This window comes from Rhizobium sp. BK251 (assembly GCF_004345245.1).
Taxonomy (GTDB): Bacteria; Pseudomonadota; Alphaproteobacteria; order Rhizobiales; family Rhizobiaceae; genus Rhizobium.
Map to the genome: position 1 here is coordinate 1 of NZ_SLUQ01000021.1, position 20,773 is coordinate 20,773.

Below are 20,773 nucleotides of genomic sequence, written 5' to 3' on the forward strand. Positions count from 1 at the left end.
ATCGCTGCCGTCAGAGACGTCTTGCCGTGGTCAACGTGCCCGATCGTGCCGATGTTGACGTGCGGCTTGTTGCGCTCAAACTTACTCTTTGCCATATCGGCTCTCCATTTCTGCTAGTCCCCGGAGGGACTAATTCTTGTTATCGGTCAATTGGTATTCCGGTCACTTCTGACCGGAATACTTTGCCTGGATTTCCGTAGCGACGTTCGACGGGACCGGCGCGTAGTGATCGAAAGTCATCGTGTACTGAGCACGGCCCTGCGACATGGAGCGCAGGTTGTCGACGTACTTGAACATGTTCGCCAGCGGAACGTTGGCGGAGATGACAACCGCGATGCCGCGGCTTTCCTGGCCCTGGATCTGGCCACGACGGGAGTTCAGGTCGCCGATAACGTCGCCGACGTAGTCTTCCGGCGTTACGACTTCGACCTTCATCATCGGCTCGAGGAGCTGAGCACCGGCCTTCTTGGCTGCTTCACGGAAGCAGGCACGCGAGGCGATTTCGAACGCGAGAACCGACGAGTCGACGTCGTGGAAAGCACCGTCGATGAGCGTCGCCTTGACGCCGAGCATCGGGAAGCCAGCCAGCGGACCGGACGACAGAACGCTTTCGATGCCCTTCTGAACACCGGGGATGTATTCCTTCGGAATAGAACCGCCGACGATCTTGGACTCAAACTTGAACTCTTCGCCTTCCGGGTTCGGCTCGAAGATGATCTTGACGCGCGCGAACTGGCCGGTACCACCGGTCTGCTTCTTGTGCGTGTAGTCTTCTTCGGTCTGACGCGTGATGGTTTCGCGGTAAGCAACCTGCGGAGCACCGACGTTTGCTTCAACCTTGAACTCGCGACGCATGCGGTCGACGATGATGTCGAGGTGCAGTTCGCCCATGCCGGCAATGATCGTCTGACCCGATTCCTGGTCCGTCTTCACGCGGAAGGACGGGTCTTCGGCAGCCAGGCGGTTGAGCGCGAGGCCCATCTTTTCCTGGTCGCCCTTGGACTTCGGCTCGATGGCGATCTGGATGACCGGTTCCGGGAATTCCATGCGTTCGAGGATAACCGGCTTCAGCGGATCGCAGAGCGTATCGCCAGTGGTGGTTTCCTTGAGGCCTGCGAGAGCAACGATGTCGCCTGCAAAGGCTTCTTCGATGTCTTCACGCGAGTTGGAGTGCATCTGCAGCATGCGGCCGACGCGCTCGCGCTTGTCCTTGACCGTGTTCATGACCGACGAGCCCTTTTCGAGCTTGCCCGAGTAGATGCGGGCAAACGTCAGCGAACCGACGAAGGGGTCGTTCATGATCTTGAACGCGAGCATGGAAAGCGGCTCGGCATCGTCAGCATGACGCTCGATTTCGGCTTCGGTCTTGAAGTCGATGCCCTTGATCGCAGGAATGTCGAGCGGCGACGGCAGGTAGTCGACAACGGCGTCGAGCAGCGGCTGAACGCCCTTGTTCTTGAAGGCGGTGCCGCAGAACATCGGGTGGAACTTGACGTCGATCGTGCCACGGCGAACGAGCGCACGGATCTGATCGTTGTCAGGCAGAATGCCTTCGAGGTAGGCTTCGGTCGCGGCTTCGTCGATCTCGACAACGGTCTCGATCAGCTTTTCGCGATATTCTTCAGCCTTGGCCTTCATGTCCTCGGGGATTTCGACGACGTCCCACTGGGCGCCGAGCGATTCATCGCGCCATACGAGAGCATTCATCTCGATCAGGTCGACAACGCCCTTGAACTCGGTTTCTGCGCCGATCGGCAGCTGCATCACGACAGCCGTTGCGCCGAGACGGGTCTTGATCATCTCGACGGAGCGGTAGAAGTCCGCGCCGGTCTTGTCCATCTTGTTGCAGAAGATCATCCGCGGAACGTTGTACTTCTCAGCCTGGCGCCAGACGGTTTCCGTCTGCGGCTCAACACCTGCGTTGGCGTCGAGAAGAGCAATAGCACCGTCGAGAACGCGCAGCGAACGCTCGACTTCGATGGTGAAGTCGACGTGGCCGGGGGTGTCGATGATGTTGAAGCGGCGCATCTTGCCGTCACGGCCCTTCCAGAAGGTCGTGGTGGCAGCGGAGGTGATCGTGATGCCACGCTCCTGCTCCTGCTCCATCCAGTCCATGGTGGCTGCGCCGTCGTGGACTTCGCCGATCTTGTGCGACTTGCCGGTGTAATAAAGAATACGCTCGGTGGTCGTGGTCTTGCCGGCGTCGATATGCGCCATGATACCGAAATTGCGGTAGTCTTCGATTTTATATTCGCGAGCCATTGGGACTGCCTTTTGATACCGTTCGATTACCAGCGATAGTGCGAGAATGCGCGGTTGGCGTCAGCCATCTTGTGGGTGTCTTCGCGCTTCTTGACGGCACTGCCGCGGTTGTTGGATGCATCGAGAAGTTCGCCCGAAAGGCGGTCAACCATCGTCGTTTCATTGCGCTTGCGAGCAGCAGCGATCAGCCAGCGAATGGCGAGGGCCTGGCGACGCTCGGGACGGACGTCGACCGGGACCTGGTAGGTCGCACCACCGACGCGACGCGAACGGACTTCGACGTGCGGCGCAATGTTGTCCAGAGCCTGATGGAACACCGAAATCGGCTCCTGCTTGGACTTGGCATGCACAACATCGAACGCACCGTACACGATGTTTTCGGCGACGGACTTCTTGCCATCGAGCATGATGGCATTCATGAACTTGGTGACAACCAGATCGCCGAACTTCGGGTCCGGGTTGATCTCGCGCTTTTCTGCTCTGTGACGTCTGGACATAACTTCTCGTCTCTTTAACCGTTAAGGCGCTCTATCACGCGGAGAACCTCGCGCAGCGCCGGAAAACCAAAAACCGAATTACTTCGGACGCTTCGCACCGTACTTCGAACGGCGCTGCTTGCGGTTCTTGACACCCTGGGTATCGAGAACGCCGCGGATGATGTGATAACGGACACCCGGAAGGTCCTTTACGCGGCCGCCACGGATCATGACGACAGAGTGTTCCTGAAGGTTGTGACCTTCACCGGGAATGTAACCAATGACTTCGAAGCCGTTGGTCAGACGGATCTTGGCGACCTTACGCAGAGCCGAGTTCGGCTTCTTCGGCGTGGTCGTGTAGACGCGGGTGCAGACGCCGCGCTTCTGAGGGTTCTCCTGCAGAGCAGGAACCTTGTTACGCTTTACGTTCGCCTGACGAGGCTTGCGGATCAGCTGGTTTACGGTAGGCATTCAACCATCCCTTGTAAAATCTTGTCTCGATACCCTTTCGGGCCTAACTCTCGCCGTCTCCGGCAACGTCACACGTTCGTCTCAATGCGCAAAACGTGGCCCGATCCGCTTCCGCAGATGGACCACATAAAGCAGAGGACGCACAAGATAGGCGTCATGCGTGCAGCATTTGTATCTTCAACGTGCGTTTAGAACCTTGTTTGAGGCGTACTCCAGAGCGCGTCGCTCCGAACAGCCTAGCCTCACATGGGATCTGATGGCGTGCGATCTACTGGGTAAAGGCCGAAAGGTCAAGGGGTTCAGCCAAATATTCTTGCCGGACAGGCCGCCACGGCGCCCCGGAAGGCCCCGAAACGCGGGAATATGGCAGCACGCGCTCTTCCGCCGGCGCACACGGCAGCGAAATGCGCCTCGCCAGCCCATAGAGGGTAGCCAGGCGGGAATCAATGGAGAATCGCGCGAGCGCGGACCATGCCCTCACCCGCGCTTCAGAATCACCGTGGGAACGCCCTGCTCGACGACCTGGCCGCTAGGGCTTGTAGCCGATCGCCTTCACCTGGCTGACACCGGTCATCAGCCTTCCATATGCGATGCAGATGAGGTTCATCAGCCGCTTGCCAACGATCGGGCCGACGATCCACCAATAGCGCGGCCAGCGATGGTGGACGGGCGAGGCACTGATTCCGGTGAAGCCGGCACGCTTCAGGAGGTTGCCGAGGTTGCTCGGCGACCAGGTGTACAGATGGAAGTTCGGATCGTCCTCGCGGTAGCTTATCTTGAAGGACTCGTCCGGCGTAACGATCACGACCTTTCCGCCCTTGCGAAGCTTGGAGAACATTAGCCGCACCATTCCAAGCGGATCGTCGACATGCTCCAGCGCGTGGTGGGATATGATTGCGTCGGCCCAACCGTCCTCGACCTCCTCGAGACTGGCGAAGACGCGGATGCCGTTCTTGCGGGCAACCGCCGCGGCCGCCTCGTTGACCTCGATGCCAACCTTTTCCTTCACGTTGAGGCCGGAGAGGATATAACCGCCGCCACATCCGAAATCGATCACGCGATCCGATGGACCGACAAGCTTCACGAACTTCAGACGATCGAAGTCGGCAGCATAGAGCTGGTGCTCGGATGTCTTCTTGAAGTAGTTCTTGTCGTAGTAGTCGTTCTTTTCGGCAATGGCTGTAGCTGTGTCGGAAACCGTCATCTTCTCCCCCGTGAGGCAAGGCCGGACAGGCTGAGCGCCCATGCAGGACACCATGCCCGAGCCCCCCGGCCCTGTTAACCCGACAATATGGCGTAGAACCTCACCTGAACGGATAGGAAATCCTCATCCCGCCGGCGGCTGCCTTTGCTGCCCGGCAGCGCTTATCATTCGATACTCTAGAGCCTGAATTTGATGAGCGGCGGCCTTTTTTGATGGTATAGACATCACATGTTCCAGAAAGGATAAACCATGAACGTCACGCCCGATAACGACAACAATTTTGACGGCCCGATGATCTTCATAATCATCGGCAAGGGCTATGAGGAAGATGGCGGCGAAGGTGTCGATCTGCACGTCATGCTCAAGGCCCCCGACGATGATACAGCGGTGCGCGAGGCGCTGAACGCGCTTGCCGAGGGAGGCTTCATCGAGGCCGATCTCGACCAGATCGGCCTGTTGACGGACATCCCTGTCGACGAGCCCCATGCCTCCGCCTATCAAGGTGCACTAGAAGGCGAGGTCGCCATTATCCGCTTCAGTTGAGCCGAGCCCGCAATGGCACCTGATGCGCTGAAGGTTCTCATCTACGGCGTCTGCCGCGGCCAGCTTCTGGTCTTCGACGAACCGGACTTTCCCGATGTCGCGTTGCAGGTGCCTGGTGGAACGGTCGAGGCGGGAGAGAGCGCCGCACAGGCGGCCCACCGCGAATTCGCCGAGGAAACCGGATTGCCGGTGACGGCGCCGCCTGAACTGCTTGGCATCCATGACTATCGCTTCGCGAAGGGCGGCGGCCAGGTGTGGCATCGCCGGCACTATTTTCGCATCGAGCTTTCCGGCACCTATCCCGAATGCTGGCTTCACCACGAGATGACGCCATCCGACGGCAGCAGCCCGATCCGTTTCCGCCTTTTCTGGATGGATGTGAACGAGGCGAGCCGCAGGCTGGGCTACGGCATGGCAGATCTTCTCCACCTCCTGCAAGGCGCGCCGGTGGCCGGCGGTCGGTGAATGGAGCGCCTTGTCACGTCAGCGATCCCACTGACCCTCACGCCAAAACAAAGCCGCCCGGAATGATCCGGGCGGCTTTCAATTTTTAATCCTGGCAGCCGCTCTTATTCGGCGGCCGGTGCGCTTTCGCCAGCCATATCCTGCAGCATCGGCGTTGCAACCGATGCGCCGGTGCCCTTGCGGCGCTCGTCGAGGATGAGCTCGTCGCGAGCAGTCGCAATGCGGCGGATCTGGGTCATCGTGCCACCCGTACCGGCCGGGATGAGGCGGCCGACGATAACGTTCTCCTTCAGACCCTGGAGGCCGTCGGTCTTGCCGGCGATCGCGGCTTCCGTCAGCACCTTCGTCGTTTCCTGGAAGGAAGCGGCGGAGATGAAGGACGGCGTCTGCAGCGAAGCCTTGGTGATGCCGAGCAGCACCGGCTCGCCACTGGCAGGCTTCTTGCCCACCTCGATCAGCGAGTCGTTGACATCTTCCAGCTCGATCCGGTCGACGTTGTCGCCGACGATGTAGGTCGAGTCGCCTGCATCGGTGATTTCCACCTTCTGCAGCATCTGGCGGACAATCACTTCGATGTGCTTGTCGTTGATGACAACGCCCTGCAGGCGGTAGACTTCCTGGATTTCGTTGACCAGGTAGGAAGCCAGAGCCTCCACACCCTTGATCGCCAGGATGTCGTGCGGCGCCGGATTACCGTCGAGGATGTAGTCACCCTTTTCGATATAGTCGCCGTCCTGCAGGTGGAAGGGCTTGCCCTTCGGGATCAGGTACTCGACCGGCTCGACACCGTCTTCCGCCGGCTCGATGATGACGCGACGCTTGTTCTTGTAGTCGCGTCCGAGGCGGATCGTACCATCGATCTCTGCGATGATGGCGTGATCCTTCGGACGACGAGCTTCGAACAGTTCGGCAACACGCGGCAGACCACCGGTGATGTCCTTCGTCTTGGCGCTTTCGAGCGGCGAACGCGCAAGAACGTCACCCTGGGACACCTTCTGGCCCGGCTCGACCGACAAGATTGCGTCGACCGAGAGCAGGAAGCGGGCGTCACCACCACGAGACAGCTTCATGACGTTGCCGCTAGCATCCTTGATGACGATCGCGGGCTTCAGGTCGGAGCCACGCGGCGTCGAGCGCCAGTCGATAACCTGGCGCTTGGTGATGCCGGTCGACTCGTCGGTCGCTTCCAGAACCGAGAGACCGTCGACGACGTCTTCGAACTGAACGGTACCGGCCAGTTCCGTCATCATCGGACGGGTGTAGGGATCCCACTCCGCCAGACGCTGGCCGCGCTTGACCTTGTCGCCTTCGTCGACATGCAGCTTCGAACCGTAGGCAACGCGCTGCGAAGAGCGTTCGACACCACGCTCGTCCAGGATCTGGACGGTCATGTTGCGGCCCATGGCAACGAGGTTGCCTTCAGAGTTGCGCAGGATGTTGCGGTTCTTGATCTGAACCGTACCTTCATACGACGCTTCCAGGAACGACTGGTCGACCACGTTTGCGGTACCGCCCAGATGGAAGGTACGCATGGTCAGCTGGGTACCAGGCTCACCGATCGACTGAGCGGCGATGACGCCGACAGCTTCGCCCATATTGACCGGCGTTCCGCGAGCAAGGTCGCGGCCGTAGCAGACCGAGCATACGCCCGTCTGTACTTCGCAGGTCAGGGCCGAGCGAATGCGGATCGACTGGATACCGGCCTTCTCGATTTCGATAACATCGGGCTCGAGGATCATCTTGCCGGCATCGACGAGGCGCTCACCGGTAACCGGATGATCGATGTCGTCAAGTGCGGTACGACCGAGAATACGCGCGCCGAGCGAGGCGACGACCTGACCGGCATCGACGATGGCGGTCATGGTCAGGCCCTTGTCGGTGCCGCAATCGACCATGTTGACGATGCAGTCCTGCGCGACGTCGACGAGACGGCGGGTCAGGTAACCGGAGTTCGCGGTCTTCAAGGCGGTGTCTGCCAGACCCTTACGGGCGCCGTGCGTCGAGTTGAAGTACTCGTTAACGGTCAGGCCTTCCTTGAAGTTCGAGATGATCGGCGTCTCGATGATTTCACCCGACGGCTTGGCCATGAGGCCGCGCATGCCGCCCAGCTGACGCATCTGGTTCGGAGAACCACGGGCGCCGGAGTGCGACATCATATAGATGGCGTTCATGGGCTTCTGACGGCCGGTTGCCGGATCGAACTCGACAGCCTTGATGCGGGCCATCATGTCTTCGGCGACCTTCTCGGTGGCCTTGCCCCAGGCGTCGACGACCTTGTTGTACTTCTCGCCCTGGGTGATCAGGCCGTCGTTGTACTGCTGTTCGTATTCCTTGACCAGGTTTTCGGTGTCACCGACGATCTTCGCCTTGGTTTCCGGAATGACCATGTCGTCCTTGCCGAACGAAATGCCGGCGCGGCAGGCATGGGCGAAGCCGAGCTGCATGATGCGGTCGCAGAAGATGACCGTGTCCTTCTGGCCGCAATGACGGTAGACCGTGTCGATCATCTTGGAGATGTTCTTCTTGGTCATTTCCTGGTTGCAGATGTCGAAGGTCACCTTGCCGTTTTTCGGCAGGAGTTCGCCGATCAGCAGACGGCCCGGCGTCGTTTCGTAGATCTTCGAGTACGGCTTGCCGTCCTCGCCGATCGACTTGAAGCGCCCGCGGATCTTGGTGTGCAGCGTCACAACCTTGCTTTCGAGCGCGTGATGCAGCTCGCCGAGGTCGGAGAAGGCCATGCCTTCGCCCGGCTCGTTCTGGTTCATGATCGCGAGATAGTACAGGCCGAGAACCATGTCCTGCGACGGAACGATGATCGGTGCGCCGTTTGCCGGGTGCAGGATGTTGTTCGTCGACATCATCAGAACGCGGGCTTCGAGCTGGGCTTCGAGCGACAGCGGCACGTGAACGGCCATCTGGTCACCGTCGAAGTCGGCGTTGAAGGCCGTGCAGACGAGCGGATGCAGCTGGATTGCCTTGCCTTCGACCAGGGTAGGTTCGAAGGCCTGGATGCCCAGGCGGTGCAGCGTCGGTGCGCGGTTCAGCAGGACCGGATGCTCGCGGATGACCTCGTCGAGGATATCCCAGACTTCCGGCTTTTCCTTTTCAACGAGCTTCTTGGCCTGCTTGACGGTCGAGGAGTAACCCTTGGCGTCGAGGCGGGCGTAGATGAACGGCTTGAACAGCTCGAGCGCCATCTTCTTCGGAAGGCCGCACTGGTGCAGCTTCAGTTCCGGACCCGTCACGATGACCGAACGGCCGGAATAGTCGACGCGCTTGCCGAGCAGGTTCTGGCGGAAGCGGCCCTGCTTGCCCTTGAGCATGTCGGACAGCGACTTCAGCGGACGCTTGTTGGCACCGGTGATGACGCGGCCACGGCGGCCGTTGTCGAACAGCGCGTCCACAGATTCCTGCAGCATGCGCTTCTCGTTGCGGATGATGATGCCCGGAGCGCGTAGTTCAATCAGGCGCTTCAGACGGTTGTTACGGTTGATGACGCGGCGATAGAGATCGTTCAGGTCAGACGTCGCGAAACGGCCGCCATCGAGCGGAACGAGCGGACGCAGATCCGGCGGGATCACCGGAACGACCTTCATGATCATCCATTCCGGACGGTTTCCGGATTCCATGAAGTTCTCGACGATCTTCAGGCGCTTCATCAGCTTCTTCTGCTTGAGATCCGACGTCGTGTCGGCAAGCTCCGAACGCAGATCGCCGGCGATCTTGTCGAGGTTCATCGAAGCAAGCATCTCATAGATCGCCTCGGCGCCGATCATCGCCGTGAACTGGTCTTCGCCGTATTCGTCGACGGCGAGCATGTACTCTTCTTCCGAGAGGAGCTGGTGCTCCTTCAGCGCCGTGAGGCCCGGCTCGGTGACGATGTAGTTTTCGAAGTAGAGAACGCGCTCGACATCCTTCAGCGTCATGTCGAGCAGCGTCGAAATACGGCTTGGAAGCGACTTCAGGAACCAGATGTGGGCAACCGGAGCGGCGAGCTCGATGTGGCCCATGCGCTCACGGCGAACGCGCGAAAGCGTCACTTCGACGCCGCACTTTTCGCAGATGATGCCCTTGTACTTCATGCGCTTGTACTTGCCGCAGAGGCACTCGTAGTCCTTGATGGGTCCGAAGATGCGCGCGCAGAAGAGACCGTCGCGTTCCGGCTTGAACGTGCGGTAGTTGATCGTCTCCGGCTTCTTGATCTCGCCATACGACCAGGAGAGAATCTTCTCCGGCGAAGCAATCGAAATCCGGATGGAGTCGAAGTTCTGTGCAGGCACCTGCGGATTGAAAAGATTCATGACCTCTTGGTTCATGCCTGTCTCCTTCATGGGCGTGACGCCCTCAAACTGCGATCAGCTCCGGCAAATTCCCGGGAACCGGACTGATGCGTTAATACGACAATAACCGCGAAATGCGGCGAAATCGTCCCTGCCGGACAAGCCTCGAATACCGGGCACCGGCGGGAACGGTGCGCGCCGTTTCAACAGCGCGCACCCTATCAGGTGGTTACTCGGCAGCGTCCGGCAGCTGGCTTGCAGCCTGCACTTCATCGACCTTGGAGTTCTCCAGCTCGACGGAGAGACCCAGCGAGCGCATTTCCTTGACGAGAACGTTGAAGCTCTCCGGAATGCCGGCCTCGAAGGTGTCGTCGCCACGCACGATTGCCTCGTAAACCTTGGTACGGCCGGCCACGTCGTCCGACTTTACCGTCAGCATCTCCTGCAGCGTGTAGGCGGCGCCGTATGCCTCGAGCGCCCAGACCTCCATTTCGCCGAAGCGCTGGCCGCCGAACTGCGCCTTGCCGCCCAGCGGCTGCTGGGTAACGAGCGAGTAAGGACCGATCGAGCGGGCATGGATCTTGTCGTCGACCAGGTGGTTGAGCTTCAGCATGTAGATGTAGCCCACGGTCACCTGGCGGTCGAACTGATCGCCGGTACGGCCGTCATAGAGCGTCGACTGACCGGTCTCCTTGAGACCTGCCAGCGTCAGCATCGCGTTGACATCGCTTTCGCCCGCACCGTCGAAGACCGGAGTGGCAATGGACACGCCACGCTTCCACTGGTCAGCGAGACGCAGTACGGAATCGTCGTCGTAGTCACGCACGTCGTCGCCCTTCGGGCCCGCGCCGACGATATCGTCGATCGTCGCGCGCAGCGGGTCGATGTTGCCGCTCGCCTTGTAGGCCTCGATCAGTTCGCCGATCTGCCTGCCCATACCGGCGCAGGCCCAGCCCAGATGCGTCTCGAGGATCTGACCGACGTTCATGCGCGAAGGCACGCCCAGCGGGTTCAGCACGATGTCGACATGCGTGCCGTCTTCCAGGAACGGCATGTCTTCGACCGGAACGATGCGCGAAACGACACCCTTGTTGCCGTGACGTCCAGCCATCTTGTCGCCTGGCTGGATCTTGCGCTTCACAGCGACGAAGACCTTGACCATCTTCATGACGCCCGGAGGCATTTCGTCGCCGCGCTGCACCTTCTCGACCTTGTCCATGAAGCGCTGTTCGAGGCGCGACTTGGATTCGTCGTACTGGGCACGCAGAGCTTCGAGTTCGCCCTGAACCTTCTCGTCCTCGACGGCGAACATCCACCACTGCGAGCGCGGATATTCGGAGACGACGGCGTTCGAAAGCTCGCCACCCTTCTTGAAGCCCTTCGGACCGGCAATCGCGGTCTGGCCACGAAGCATGTCGATCAGGCGGCCGTAGACGTTACGGTCGAGGATCGCCTGCTCGTCGTCGCGGTCCTTGGCGAGACGCTCGATTTCCTCGCGCTCGATCGCCATTGCACGCTCGTCCTTTTCGACGCCATGACGGTTGAAGACGCGGACTTCAACGACCGTGCCGTAGGTACCGGGCGGCATGCGCATGGACGTATCGCGGACGTCGGAAGCCTTTTCACCGAAGATGGCGCGCAGAAGTTTTTCTTCCGGCGTCATCGGGCTTTCGCCCTTCGGCGTGATCTTACCGACGAGGATGTCGCCCGGCTGGACTTCGGCGCCGATGTAGACGATGCCGGCTTCGTCGAGGTTCTTCAGCGCTTCTTCCGAAACGTTCGGAATGTCGCGCGTGATTTCTTCCGGACCAAGCTTGGTGTCACGTGCCATCACTTCGAATTCTTCGATGTGGATGGAGGTGAACACGTCGTCGGCGACGATCCGCTCGGAAAGCAGGATCGAGTCTTCGTAGTTGTAGCCGTTCCAGGGCATGAACGCGACGAGCACGTTGCGGCCGAGAGCCAGGTCGCCGAGATCCGTCGACGGGCCGTCGGCGAGGATGTCGCCCCTGTTGACCACGTCACCGACGGTGACCAGCGGGCGCTGGTTGACGCAAGTGTTCTGGTTCGAACGCTGGAACTTCTGCAGGCGGTAGATATCGACGCCGGACTTCGACGGATCGAGGTCCTCGGTGGCGCGGATAACGATACGCGTTGCGTCGACCTGGTCGACCACGCCACCGCGGCGCGCGCCGATGGCGGCGCCGGAGTCGCGGGCGACGACCGGCTCCATGCCGGTGCCGACGAACGGAGCCTCGGCACGCAGCAACGGAACAGCCTGACGCTGCATGTTCGAGCCCATGAGCGCGCGGTTGGCGTCGTCGTTCTCAAGGAAAGGAATGAGAGCGGCGGCGACCGAAACGAGCTGCTTCGGCGAGACGTCCATCAGGTTGATGTTGTCGCGCGGAGCGAGCATCACTTCGCCGGCATGACGGCAGACAACGAACTCCTCGGTGAAGGAACCGTCCTTGCCGAGTTCGGCGTTTGCCTGAGCGACGTAGTACTTCGCTTCTTCCATCGCCGACAGGTAGAGAACGTCGTTCGTGACCTTCCCATCGATGATCTTGCGGTACGGGCTCTCGATGAAACCGTACTTGTTGACGCGCGCAAAGGTCGCCAGCGAGTTGATGAGACCGATGTTCGGGCCTTCCGGCGTCTCGATCGGGCAAATACGGCCGTAGTGCGTCGGATGAACGTCGCGGACTTCGAAGCCTGCGCGCTCGCGGGTAAGACCACCCGGGCCAAGAGCCGAGAGACGGCGCTTGTGGGTGATTTCCGAAAGCGGGTTCACCTGATCCATGAACTGCGACAGCTGCGAGGAGCCGAAGAATTCGCGGACGGCAGCAGCCGCCGGCTTGGCGTTGATCAGGTCCTGCGGCATGACCGTATCGATTTCGATCGAGGACATGCGTTCCTTGATCGCGCGCTCCATGCGGAGCAGGCCGAGACGGTACTGGTTTTCCATCAGCTCGCCGACGGAACGAACGCGGCGGTTGCCGAGGTTGTCGATGTCGTCGATCTCGCCCTTGCCGTCACGCAGTTCGACCAGCATCTTGACCACGGCCAGGATGTCGTCCTTGCGCAGGATGCGGACGGTGTCTTCGACCGAGAGGTCGAGACGCATGTTCATCTTCACGCGGCCGACGGCGGAGAGGTCGTAACGCTCCGCATCGAAGAACAGCGAGTTGAACATGGCTTCGGCCGATTCCATGGTCGGCGGTTCACCGGGGCGCATCACGCGGTAGATGTCGAACAGAGCGTCCTGACGGTTCTCGTTCTTGTCTGCAGCAAGCGTGTTGCGGATGTAAGCGCCGACATTGATGTGGTCGATGCCGAGAACCGGGATCTCTTCGAACCCTGCGTTCAGGATGATCGGGAGCGTCTTCTCGTCGATCTCGTCACCGGCTTCCAGGTAGATTTCACCCGTCTGGTAGTTGACGACATCTTCGGCGAGGAAGTTTCCGTAGAGGTCTTCGTCGCTTGCCCTCAGCGCCTTGAGACCCTTCTCCTGAAGCTGGCGCAGCAGGCGCGGGGTCAGCTTCTTGCCACCTTCGACCACGACTTCACCACTGTCGGCGTCGATCATGTCGGTGATGGTCTTGGCACCCTTCAGCGTTTCCGGCTTGAAAGGAATGCGCCAGCCCTTGCCGTCACGGACGTAGTCGGACTTGGTGTAGAAGGTCGACAGAATCTCTTCGCCGTCCATGCCAAGGGCCATCAGCAGCGATGTGACCGGGATCTTGCGACGACGGTCGATGCGCGCAAAGACGATGTCCTTGGCGTCGAATTCGATGTCCAGCCAGGAGCCGCGGTAAGGGATGACGCGCGCGGCGAAGAGCAGCTTGCCGGAGGAATGGCTCTTGCCCTTGTCGTGGTCGAAGAAGACGCCCGGCGAGCGGTGCATCTGGGACACGATGACGCGCTCGGTACCATTCACGATGAAGGTACCGTTGTTGGTCATCAGCGGCATGTCGCCCATGTAGACGGACTGTTCCTTGATGTCCTTGATCGACTTGGCGCCGGTATCCTCGTCGATATCGAACACGATCAGGCGAAGGGTGACCTTCAGCGGCGCGGCGTAGGTCAGGTCGCGCTGGCGGCACTCGTCGACGTCGAACTTGGGCAGCTCGAATTCATAGGATACGAATTCCAGCATGGAGGCGCCGGAGAAATCCGTGATCGGGAAAACGGACTTGAAGACAGCCTGGAGGCCCTCATCCGGGCGACCGCCCTTGGGCTCTTCAACCATCAAAAACTGGTCGTAGGACGCCTTCTGAACCTCGATCAGGTTCGGCATCTCAGCGACTTCGGGGATCTTACCAAAAAACTTGCGTACGCGCCTACGACCATTGAACGAAAGGGTCTGAGCCATCGTCGCTCCTTCAAAATCTTGCATCCGGGCCTGCAACGGACGGGAAACGCTGGCCAGGCGACCCCGTCAATCAATGAGTCTTTCAATCTCGTCCCACTTCCCGAAACTGCCTGGCCGGATTGCCTTGACGCTTCGGTTCGGGACCATCCTCTTGAAGAACCCATTACCCAAAAGCCGTTTTTGACGGCTTTTGGGTAACTTGTTCAGAAAAACGGCAAATGGGAGGCGGCGCGAACACCACCTCCCAGAAGCAGTTCAAGATTACTTGACGTCGACCTTGGCGCCAGCGTCTTCAAGCTTCTTCTTGATGTCAGCGGCATCAGCCTTGGAAACGGCTTCCTTGACAGCCTTCGGAGCGCCTTCGACGAGGTCCTTGGCTTCCTTGAGGCCGAGGCCGGTGATGGCGCGGACTTCCTTGATGACGTTGATCTTGTTGGCGCCGGCATCCGTGAGGATGACGTCGAACTCGGTCTTTTCTTCCTCAGCCGGAGCAGCCGCGCCGCCCGCAGCACCGCCAGCGGCAGCAACAGCTACCGGAGCAGCGGCGGAAACGCCCCACTTTTCTTCGAGAAGCTTGGACAGTTCTGCCGCTTCGAGAACGGTCAGCGAGGAGAGGTCATCAACGATCTTTGCGAGATCAGCCATTTTATCAGTTCCTTTTGTTCGGTTCGAACCGGGGTTTTGTATAAACAGCGAAAAACCGCCTTAAGCGGCTTCGTCCTTCTTGGCATAGGCCGCAAACACGCGGGCAAGCTGGCTTGCCGGTGCCTGAACAACGCCTGCGATGCGGGTTGCCGGGGTCTGAATCATACCCAGCAGCTTTGCACGCAGTTCGTCCAGCGAAGGCAGGGTCGCAAGCGACTTGACACCTTCGGGATTGAGCGTCGTGGTTCCCATGGCGCCGCCGAGGACAACGATCTTGTCGTTGGTCTTGGCGAAATCCATGACGACCTTCGGAGCGGTGACCGGATCGGTGCTGAATGCAATCAGCGTCTGACCCTTGAAGAGATTGGACATCCCTTCCGCTTCCGTGCCCTGAAGAGCAATCTTGGCCAGGCGGTTCTTCGCGACTTTGACGGTGCCGCCAGCAGCGCGCATCTTGGAACGGAAGTCGTTCATCTGCGCGACTGTGACACCAGCATAGTGGGCCACGACAACTGAACCCGAAGCCTTGAAGACTTCGTTCAGTTCCGTGACGAATTCGCGTTTTTCCGCTCTTTCCACTGCTTATCTCCAGTTGACAGGACCGTATGACGGGCCTGCCGGTTGCCTTTTGCCTCTTGGGATCACAAGTGGATCCCAAGCGACGCTTGAGGATCCTGTCCCCTCGCGCCCAAGCCGTTTCACGGGCTCGGAGACACAAGGCATCCAAGGCTCGAACCGAGTTCTTCGAAGCAGAACTTCTCAATAAATCGGGTCTTACCCGTCTCATGCAGGCAAAGTGATTAAGGGAAAACCACCTGCAATCTCGGACAGGATTCCGGATTTCTCCGGAATAATCCCGGCCCGAAGGCCGGGAATTCTTGATAATCGGGCAGAGCCCGACAAATTCCTTAGGCGGTGACCGACGACGGGTCGATCTTGACACCCGGGCCCATGGTCGAGGAAATCGCCACGCGCTTCAGGTAGTTACCCTTTGCGCCAGCCGGCTTCGCCTTAATGACGGCGTCAGCGAAAGCCTTGATGTTCTCCTCGAGCGCCTTGGCCTCGAAAGATGCCTTGCCGATGCCGGCATGAATGATACCGGCCTTCTCGACGCGGAACTCAACGGCGCCGCCCTTGGAAGCCTTGATCGCTGCCGTGACGTCCATGGTCACGGTGCCAACCTTCGGGTTCGGCATCATGCCACGCGGGCCGAGTACCTTACCGAGACGGCCAACGAGCGGCATCATGTCCGGCGTCGCGATGACGCGGTCGAAGTCGATCTTACCGCCCTGGACGATCTCGACCAGGTCTTCGGCGCCAACGACGTCGGCACCGGCAGCCTTGGCTTCATCGGCCTTGGCGCCACGAGCGAAGACTGCGACGCGAACGTCACGTCCCGTGCCGTTCGGCAGGTTGACAACGCCGCGGACCATCTGGTCGGCGTGGCGCGGATCAACGCCGAGGTTCATGGCGACTTCGATGGTTTCATCGAACTTGGCAACGGCACGCTCCTTGACCATTCCGATAGCCTGGGTCAGGCCATAGAGCTTGGTCGGATCAACGCCTTCGCGGGTCTTCTGGATACGCTTTGCAAGCTTGACCATGATCTTAACCTACCACTTCCAGGCCCATGGCGCGGGCAGAGCCCTCGATCATGGCCATCGCGCCTTCGATATCGGCGGCATTCAGATCCTTCATCTTGGCTTCAGCGATCGTCTTGATCTGAGCCTTGGTGAGGGTGCCGGCCTTGGCGCCCTTGCCTGGGGTCTTCGAGCCGGACGTGATCTTCGCTTCCTTCTTCAGCCAATAGCTGACGGGAGGCTGCTTCATCGCGAAGGTGAAGGACTTGTCCTGGTAGTAGGTGATGACGACCGGGATCGGCATGCCCTTTTCCATTTCCTGCGTGGCGGCATTGAACGCCTTGCAGAATTCCATGATGTTAATGCCACGCTGACCAAGCGCAGGACCAATCGGCGGGGACGGATTTGCCGAACCGGCCTTTACCTGCAGCTTGAGCTGGCCTGCAACTTTCTTAGCCATATCTCTCTGCCTTTCATTGCTCGCCGGTTGCCCGGCTGTCATTGCCGGATCGCTCCGGCGGCTGCGGTTGCGTGGTGCGGTTCCTTGGAGTCCGGCTAAGACCCCTCACCTTCCACGCGAATGCGGCAAATGCCGCAAATGGCCGGACGGAAACCCGCCGGCCAAATTCCTGATGTCAGACCTTCTCGACCTGAGCGTATTCGAGCTCTACCGGCGTCGCGCGGCCGAAGATCGAAACTTCCACCTTCAGGCGCGAACGCTCCTCGTCCACGTCCTGGACCGTGCCGTTGAACGACGCGAACGGACCATCGGAAACGCGGACCTGCTCGCCGATCTCGAAGGAAACGGAGGCCTTCGGCCGCTCGACGCCCTCCTGGACCTGACCGAGAATACGCTCGGCCTCATAGTCCGGGATCGGAACGGGCTTGTTGTCGGAGCCGAGAAAGCCTGTAACCTTCGGCGTATTCTTGATCAGGTGGTAGGCTTCGTCCGTCAGGTTTGCGCGAACAAGCACGTAACCCGGGAAGAACTTGCGCTCGCTGTCGACCTTGCGGCCGCGGCGCACTTCAACCACCTTCTCGGTCGGCACGAGGATCTTTTCGAACAGGTGCTCGAGACCCTTCTGCCTGGCCTTCTCCTCAATGGATTCGGCCACTTTCTTCTCAAAATTCGAATATGCGTGGACGATGTACCAACGTGCCGCCATCTTCATCTCCACCTAAATCAATTGCCGAGGTTCAGCACGAAGCTCATGAGCCAGCCGATCAGCTGGTCAGCGGCAAAGAAAAAGAGCGCAGCAAAAACCACCATCACCAGCACCATGGCCGTCGAGATCATGGTCTCACGACGGGAGGGCCACGTGACCTTCGACGTCTCGGAACGCACCTGCTGAAGAAATGCAAACGGATTGGATTTCGATGCCATCGACTGCTCACGCCATTACGGCGCGTAAAGCTGATCATTTCAGCCCCACGCACCGCGTGTCTGTTGAACCCTACATAAACGCCGATTCCCGAATTAACAAGAGGGAAACCTGCATTCCGCGAAATTAACTGCCAATACGACATCACGACCGAAAAGCAGCAGACAGGCCGCGCTGATCGATCGAAACGAACTGGCAGGGGCAGAGGGGCTCGAACCCCCGACCTGCGGTTTTGGAGACCGCCGCTCTACCAGCTGAGCTATACCCCTTCACGCTTCAGCTACCGGCTGCAAGCGGCTGTGCCGCCCAAACCGGAGAAGAGCATGGCGCTCCCTTTAAGGCCCGGCGCAGGGATTGGCAAGTGCGTTTTTCGCTTTTTCGACTGTTGGCTACAGCGCAATCACAGGCCGCCCCTCCCCAGCCCCGGCAACCACGTCAAAACCTTTTCAACACCTGAGCGCTCCGGCCTCAGCCTTCTTTCTGCTGCTGTTTTTCGAGGAACTTCTGCTTGCGGGTCTTCGGCTTCAGCCGCCGGAAGAAGCTATCGACGGAACGAATCATCTTGGTCGCGGATATCAGCCTGTCGATCTCGGCATTGGCATTGTCGAGACGCTCGGCCAGCACTTCCGCCGCCGTCAGCGCGATCTCCGCCGGCGGGATATCCGAGAAGCGCTGTGCAAGCCTGACGTAGGCATTGACCTCCGTGCCGCTGTGCATGGAGATCCTTCCAAGCCGCGCGAAGAGCCGCAGGAATGTCTGCTCGAATGTCCAGTCGTGGACGTCGAAGACCTTCCACTTCGCGCTTCGGCGCGCGGTAAAGCCCGCAAGCACGATCCGCCCCGGTATCTTCAGGTCGCTCAACCAAAGCGCCAGCGCAAAGCCGCTGGTCGGCATCCTGCCGGGCGGATAGAACTCGGCGAAGAAGTCGGCTTGGTCGAGATACCCAACCGGCACGCCGCCGCCGAACTCCGACGGATCGCTCAGCCGCTCGCCGGCGTCGACGCGAAGGTTCATGATGCCAAGAAAGCCTTCGTTGGGAAAGTAAGCGACGACATCGCCCACTTCCCGACGATAGACGATGTTGGCGCCCATCGTGCCGCTGCGCGCGACGAGCAGGGCGTTGCCCTCGAAAGGCCGGTCAAGGATCTTGTAGACCTTGTTGAAGAAGACGAAGAGCGAATTTGGCGGGAACTCCGCCTGCAACGCCTTCATGTCGACCGCATCGCTGTTGGCGGCGAGCACGATGTACGGATAAGGAGACAGGAGACGCCGCCAATCCTCCGCCGTCTTCAGGCCGGCCGTCGTCAGCGTCGAGCGGCCGCCCGTCTCCTCGACTGCGTATTCATGAGATGCCATGCTTTTCTCCGAGAACCAGCCTATTTCTGCTGGACGAAGCGCAGGCGGTCAAGCATTGCGAACCACTCATCCGCATAGTCGTCGTTGCGGTACTCGTCGAAATACGGCCCGCCATCGGTGAAATGCACCACCTTGGCGTCCGGCCGGTAGTCGTATTCGTTGACGAGATAGTTCCAGACGACCGGCAGTTCGCCGATCTGGTCGTCGCTCTCCAGCCATTTGAACTGATGCAGCTGCAGCCCGGTTGCCGTGTTGACATACTCGGGCGTAAGCGCCCGGCACTTCGCGTTGTTGAAGAGGATGAAGCTCGACCAGTTCTTCTTTTCATACTTGGTCTGGGTCTGCCCGAGGAACTTCGTTTCCACCTTCGGCTGATAGTCGTGCTTGATGCACATGGCCGCGTAGCGATCATCACGCAGCGCCCATAGTTCGGCGATGTCGGCGCGCGCGAGCATGTCGCAATCCATGAACAGGCTCCAGCCCTCATAGTTGCTGAGATATGGCGCAAGGAAGCGGGAGAAGGAAAACTCCGTCGACTGCAACGGATTGCGTTCCCGCGTGAAGACGCCGCCCAGGTGATTGAGCACGATCGGCGAGAATTCGACCGGAATGCTGGAATGCTCGATAATGCTTTGTGCTAGAACGTGATAGGCGACGACCTCCTTGGAATCGAAGCCAACAAAAATACGCGCAATCTGATCAGACATCATACCTCCTCTGTGATTGTCCATCTTCGCCCCGCCGGCGTTGATGCCGACGTCCGAAGCCAATCGAAAACGCATCTCGTATCGCTTTCGAGGCGGCTGATGATCGGCCCAGGCGCCTGCGAACGCGTGCGCCCATGCCACCCACACCGTTGCATGGCTTCGGATGCGATTCAACTAGCGTAGCATCGGCGCCCTTCCAATAGAACGCCTTAATTTAGAGGTCCTGCGGCGCACCAGCGGCATCCATCGGAGGGATCAAGGACCGGGCATTCAATGTCACCATACGGTGACGCCTACATCTGCAAGACGTGTCATCGTCGGGTCGGCGCAATCCGCCCTTCAGACGACGCGCAATCAGTCCGTCAGCAAGGCCATGACCTCGGAGACACAGTCTTCCAATGGCCGATTGGAGGTGTCGAGTATCCTGCAGCGATATTCCATCGCCTCGCGGCGCAGATAGCCCGCCCAATTCATCATGTTCTCGTCACCGAGTTCGGGCTGGCCGCGGTCCTTCAGGCGCTGCGCCCTTGTCGCGTCATCGCAGTCGATCAGGAGCGGCGTGTAGCGAAGGCCAGCGACTGCCGCCGCGCCTTCCCTGAGAAATGACAGCCGCGTCTGACCTTCGAAAAGGATATGACCGCCGCGGCTTGCTTCCGCGGCGAGGCTCGCCATCCATCTCAGGGTCATCGCCCGCTGCCAGGCTTCAGGCGAGCCATATTCGGCGACCATCCCTTCGATGGGTGGAATTTCGATGCTGTCGAAATGACGGACGCTCACGCCGCCTACGTGTTCCGCCGCGATCGTCCGGGCAATGGCGGTCTTGCCGGAACCGGATGCCCCCGTGAGTATGACCAGCGCCATCTCATCCTCTCCCTCGATAACGAAAAAGCCCCGCCGTCACCGGCGGGGCTCTCTCAAACCAGGATAGTTCCCGGAATTACTCGACGATGGATGCGACGATGCCGGCGCCGACGGTGCGGCCGCCTTCGCGGATCGCGAAGCGCAGCTTCTCTTCCATCGCGATCGGAAC

18 protein-coding genes, 1 tRNA gene and 1 pseudogene are annotated in these 20,773 nt (G+C 59.9%); 2 read left to right on the top strand and 18 right to left on the bottom strand.

Annotation, left to right across the window (positions count from 1 at the left end; all coding sequences use genetic code 11):
* The 5 genes from EV286_RS31430 to EV286_RS31450 all read right to left on the bottom strand — a co-directional run.
* The coding region (locus EV286_RS31430) for a GTP-binding protein (protein ID WP_018010120.1) at positions 1-95 on the bottom strand (95 nt) is incomplete at its 3' end.
* A 67-nt stretch (positions 96-162) separates the two neighbouring features.
* A complete protein-coding gene (fusA, locus tag EV286_RS31435) occupies positions 163-2,262 on the bottom strand; it encodes an elongation factor G (protein ID WP_132961161.1) in 2,100 nt (699 codons plus the stop codon).
* Between the two features lie 26 nt (positions 2,263-2,288).
* Positions 2,289-2,759 carry a 30S ribosomal protein S7 gene (rpsG, locus tag EV286_RS31440; RefSeq protein WP_132961162.1) on the bottom strand — a complete coding sequence of 157 codons (471 nt, stop codon included), beginning with the start codon at positions 2,757-2,759 and terminating at the stop codon, positions 2,289-2,291.
* A gap of 78 nt (positions 2,760-2,837) precedes the next feature.
* Positions 2,838-3,209, bottom strand: a complete 372-nt coding sequence (gene rpsL / locus EV286_RS31445) for a 30S ribosomal protein S12 (RefSeq protein ID WP_003547537.1) — start codon at positions 3,207-3,209, stop codon at positions 2,838-2,840.
* 529 nt (positions 3,210-3,738) lie between these two features.
* A complete protein-coding gene (locus EV286_RS31450; protein WP_165933016.1) occupies positions 3,739-4,413 on the bottom strand; it encodes a class I SAM-dependent methyltransferase in 675 nt (224 codons plus the stop codon).
* Between the two features lie 249 nt (positions 4,414-4,662).
* Here EV286_RS31450 and EV286_RS31455 point away from each other — a divergent pair, with 249 nt between their 5' ends.
* Entirely contained in the window at positions 4,663-4,956 is a 294-nt protein-coding gene (locus tag EV286_RS31455) for a transcriptional regulator (protein WP_132961164.1), read from the top strand.
* A gap of 12 nt (positions 4,957-4,968) precedes the next feature.
* Positions 4,969-5,421 carry an NUDIX hydrolase gene (locus tag EV286_RS31460; protein ID WP_132961165.1) on the top strand — a complete coding sequence of 151 codons (453 nt, stop codon included), beginning with the start codon at positions 4,969-4,971 and terminating at the stop codon, positions 5,419-5,421.
* Between the two features lie 104 nt (positions 5,422-5,525).
* Here the strand turns inward: EV286_RS31460 and rpoC are convergent, their stop codons facing one another.
* The 13 genes and pseudogenes from rpoC to EV286_RS31525 all read right to left on the bottom strand — a co-directional run.
* Positions 5,526-9,737: a DNA-directed RNA polymerase subunit beta' gene (rpoC, locus tag EV286_RS31465; protein ID WP_132961166.1), complete on the bottom strand. Its 4,212-nt coding sequence runs from the start codon at positions 9,735-9,737 to the stop codon at positions 5,526-5,528.
* Positions 9,738-9,930: 193 nt separating this feature from the next.
* Positions 9,931-14,073 carry a DNA-directed RNA polymerase subunit beta gene (rpoB, locus tag EV286_RS31470; RefSeq protein WP_132961167.1) on the bottom strand — a complete coding sequence of 1,381 codons (4,143 nt, stop codon included), beginning with the start codon at positions 14,071-14,073 and terminating at the stop codon, positions 9,931-9,933.
* A 261-nt stretch (positions 14,074-14,334) separates the two neighbouring features.
* Positions 14,335-14,718: a 50S ribosomal protein L7/L12 gene (gene rplL, locus EV286_RS31475; RefSeq protein ID WP_132961168.1), complete on the bottom strand. Its 384-nt coding sequence runs from the start codon at positions 14,716-14,718 to the stop codon at positions 14,335-14,337.
* Positions 14,719-14,778: 60 nt separating this feature from the next.
* On the bottom strand, positions 14,779-15,297 hold the full coding sequence (gene rplJ, locus EV286_RS31480; protein WP_132961169.1) for a 50S ribosomal protein L10: 519 nt from the start codon (positions 15,295-15,297) through the stop codon (positions 14,779-14,781).
* 329 nt (positions 15,298-15,626) lie between these two features.
* The gene (gene rplA / locus EV286_RS31485; RefSeq protein ID WP_132961170.1) at positions 15,627-16,322 is read right to left on the bottom strand and encodes a 50S ribosomal protein L1; all 696 of its coding nucleotides are present in this window, start codon (positions 16,320-16,322) and stop codon (positions 15,627-15,629) included.
* A gap of 4 nt (positions 16,323-16,326) precedes the next feature.
* Positions 16,327-16,758, bottom strand: coding sequence for a 50S ribosomal protein L11 (gene rplK / locus EV286_RS31490; protein ID WP_009985507.1), 432 nt, complete (start codon positions 16,756-16,758; stop codon positions 16,327-16,329).
* Positions 16,759-16,933: 175 nt separating this feature from the next.
* Positions 16,934-17,464 (bottom strand): transcription termination/antitermination protein NusG, encoded by a 531-nt coding sequence (nusG, locus tag EV286_RS31495; RefSeq protein WP_132961171.1) that lies wholly within the window; start codon positions 17,462-17,464, stop codon positions 16,934-16,936.
* Between the two features lie 17 nt (positions 17,465-17,481).
* A complete protein-coding gene (secE, locus tag EV286_RS31500) occupies positions 17,482-17,682 on the bottom strand; it encodes a preprotein translocase subunit SecE (protein ID WP_132961172.1) in 201 nt (66 codons plus the stop codon).
* Positions 17,683-17,873: 191 nt separating this feature from the next.
* Positions 17,874-17,949, bottom strand: a tRNA-Trp gene (locus tag EV286_RS31505).
* A gap of 199 nt (positions 17,950-18,148) precedes the next feature.
* Complete coding sequence (locus tag EV286_RS31510) at positions 18,149-19,036, bottom strand: 3-deoxy-manno-octulosonate cytidylyltransferase (protein ID WP_132961173.1); 888 nt, start codon at positions 19,034-19,036, stop codon at positions 18,149-18,151.
* Positions 19,037-19,056: 20 nt separating this feature from the next.
* Positions 19,057-19,743: a glycosyltransferase gene (locus tag EV286_RS31515; RefSeq protein WP_132961174.1), complete on the bottom strand. Its 687-nt coding sequence runs from the start codon at positions 19,741-19,743 to the stop codon at positions 19,057-19,059.
* A 354-nt stretch (positions 19,744-20,097) separates the two neighbouring features.
* A complete protein-coding gene (locus EV286_RS31520) occupies positions 20,098-20,604 on the bottom strand; it encodes an AAA family ATPase (RefSeq protein ID WP_132961175.1) in 507 nt (168 codons plus the stop codon).
* Positions 20,605-20,680: 76 nt separating this feature from the next.
* Positions 20,681-20,773 (bottom strand): annotated as a pseudogene (locus tag EV286_RS31525) (elongation factor Tu); the annotation flags it as partial.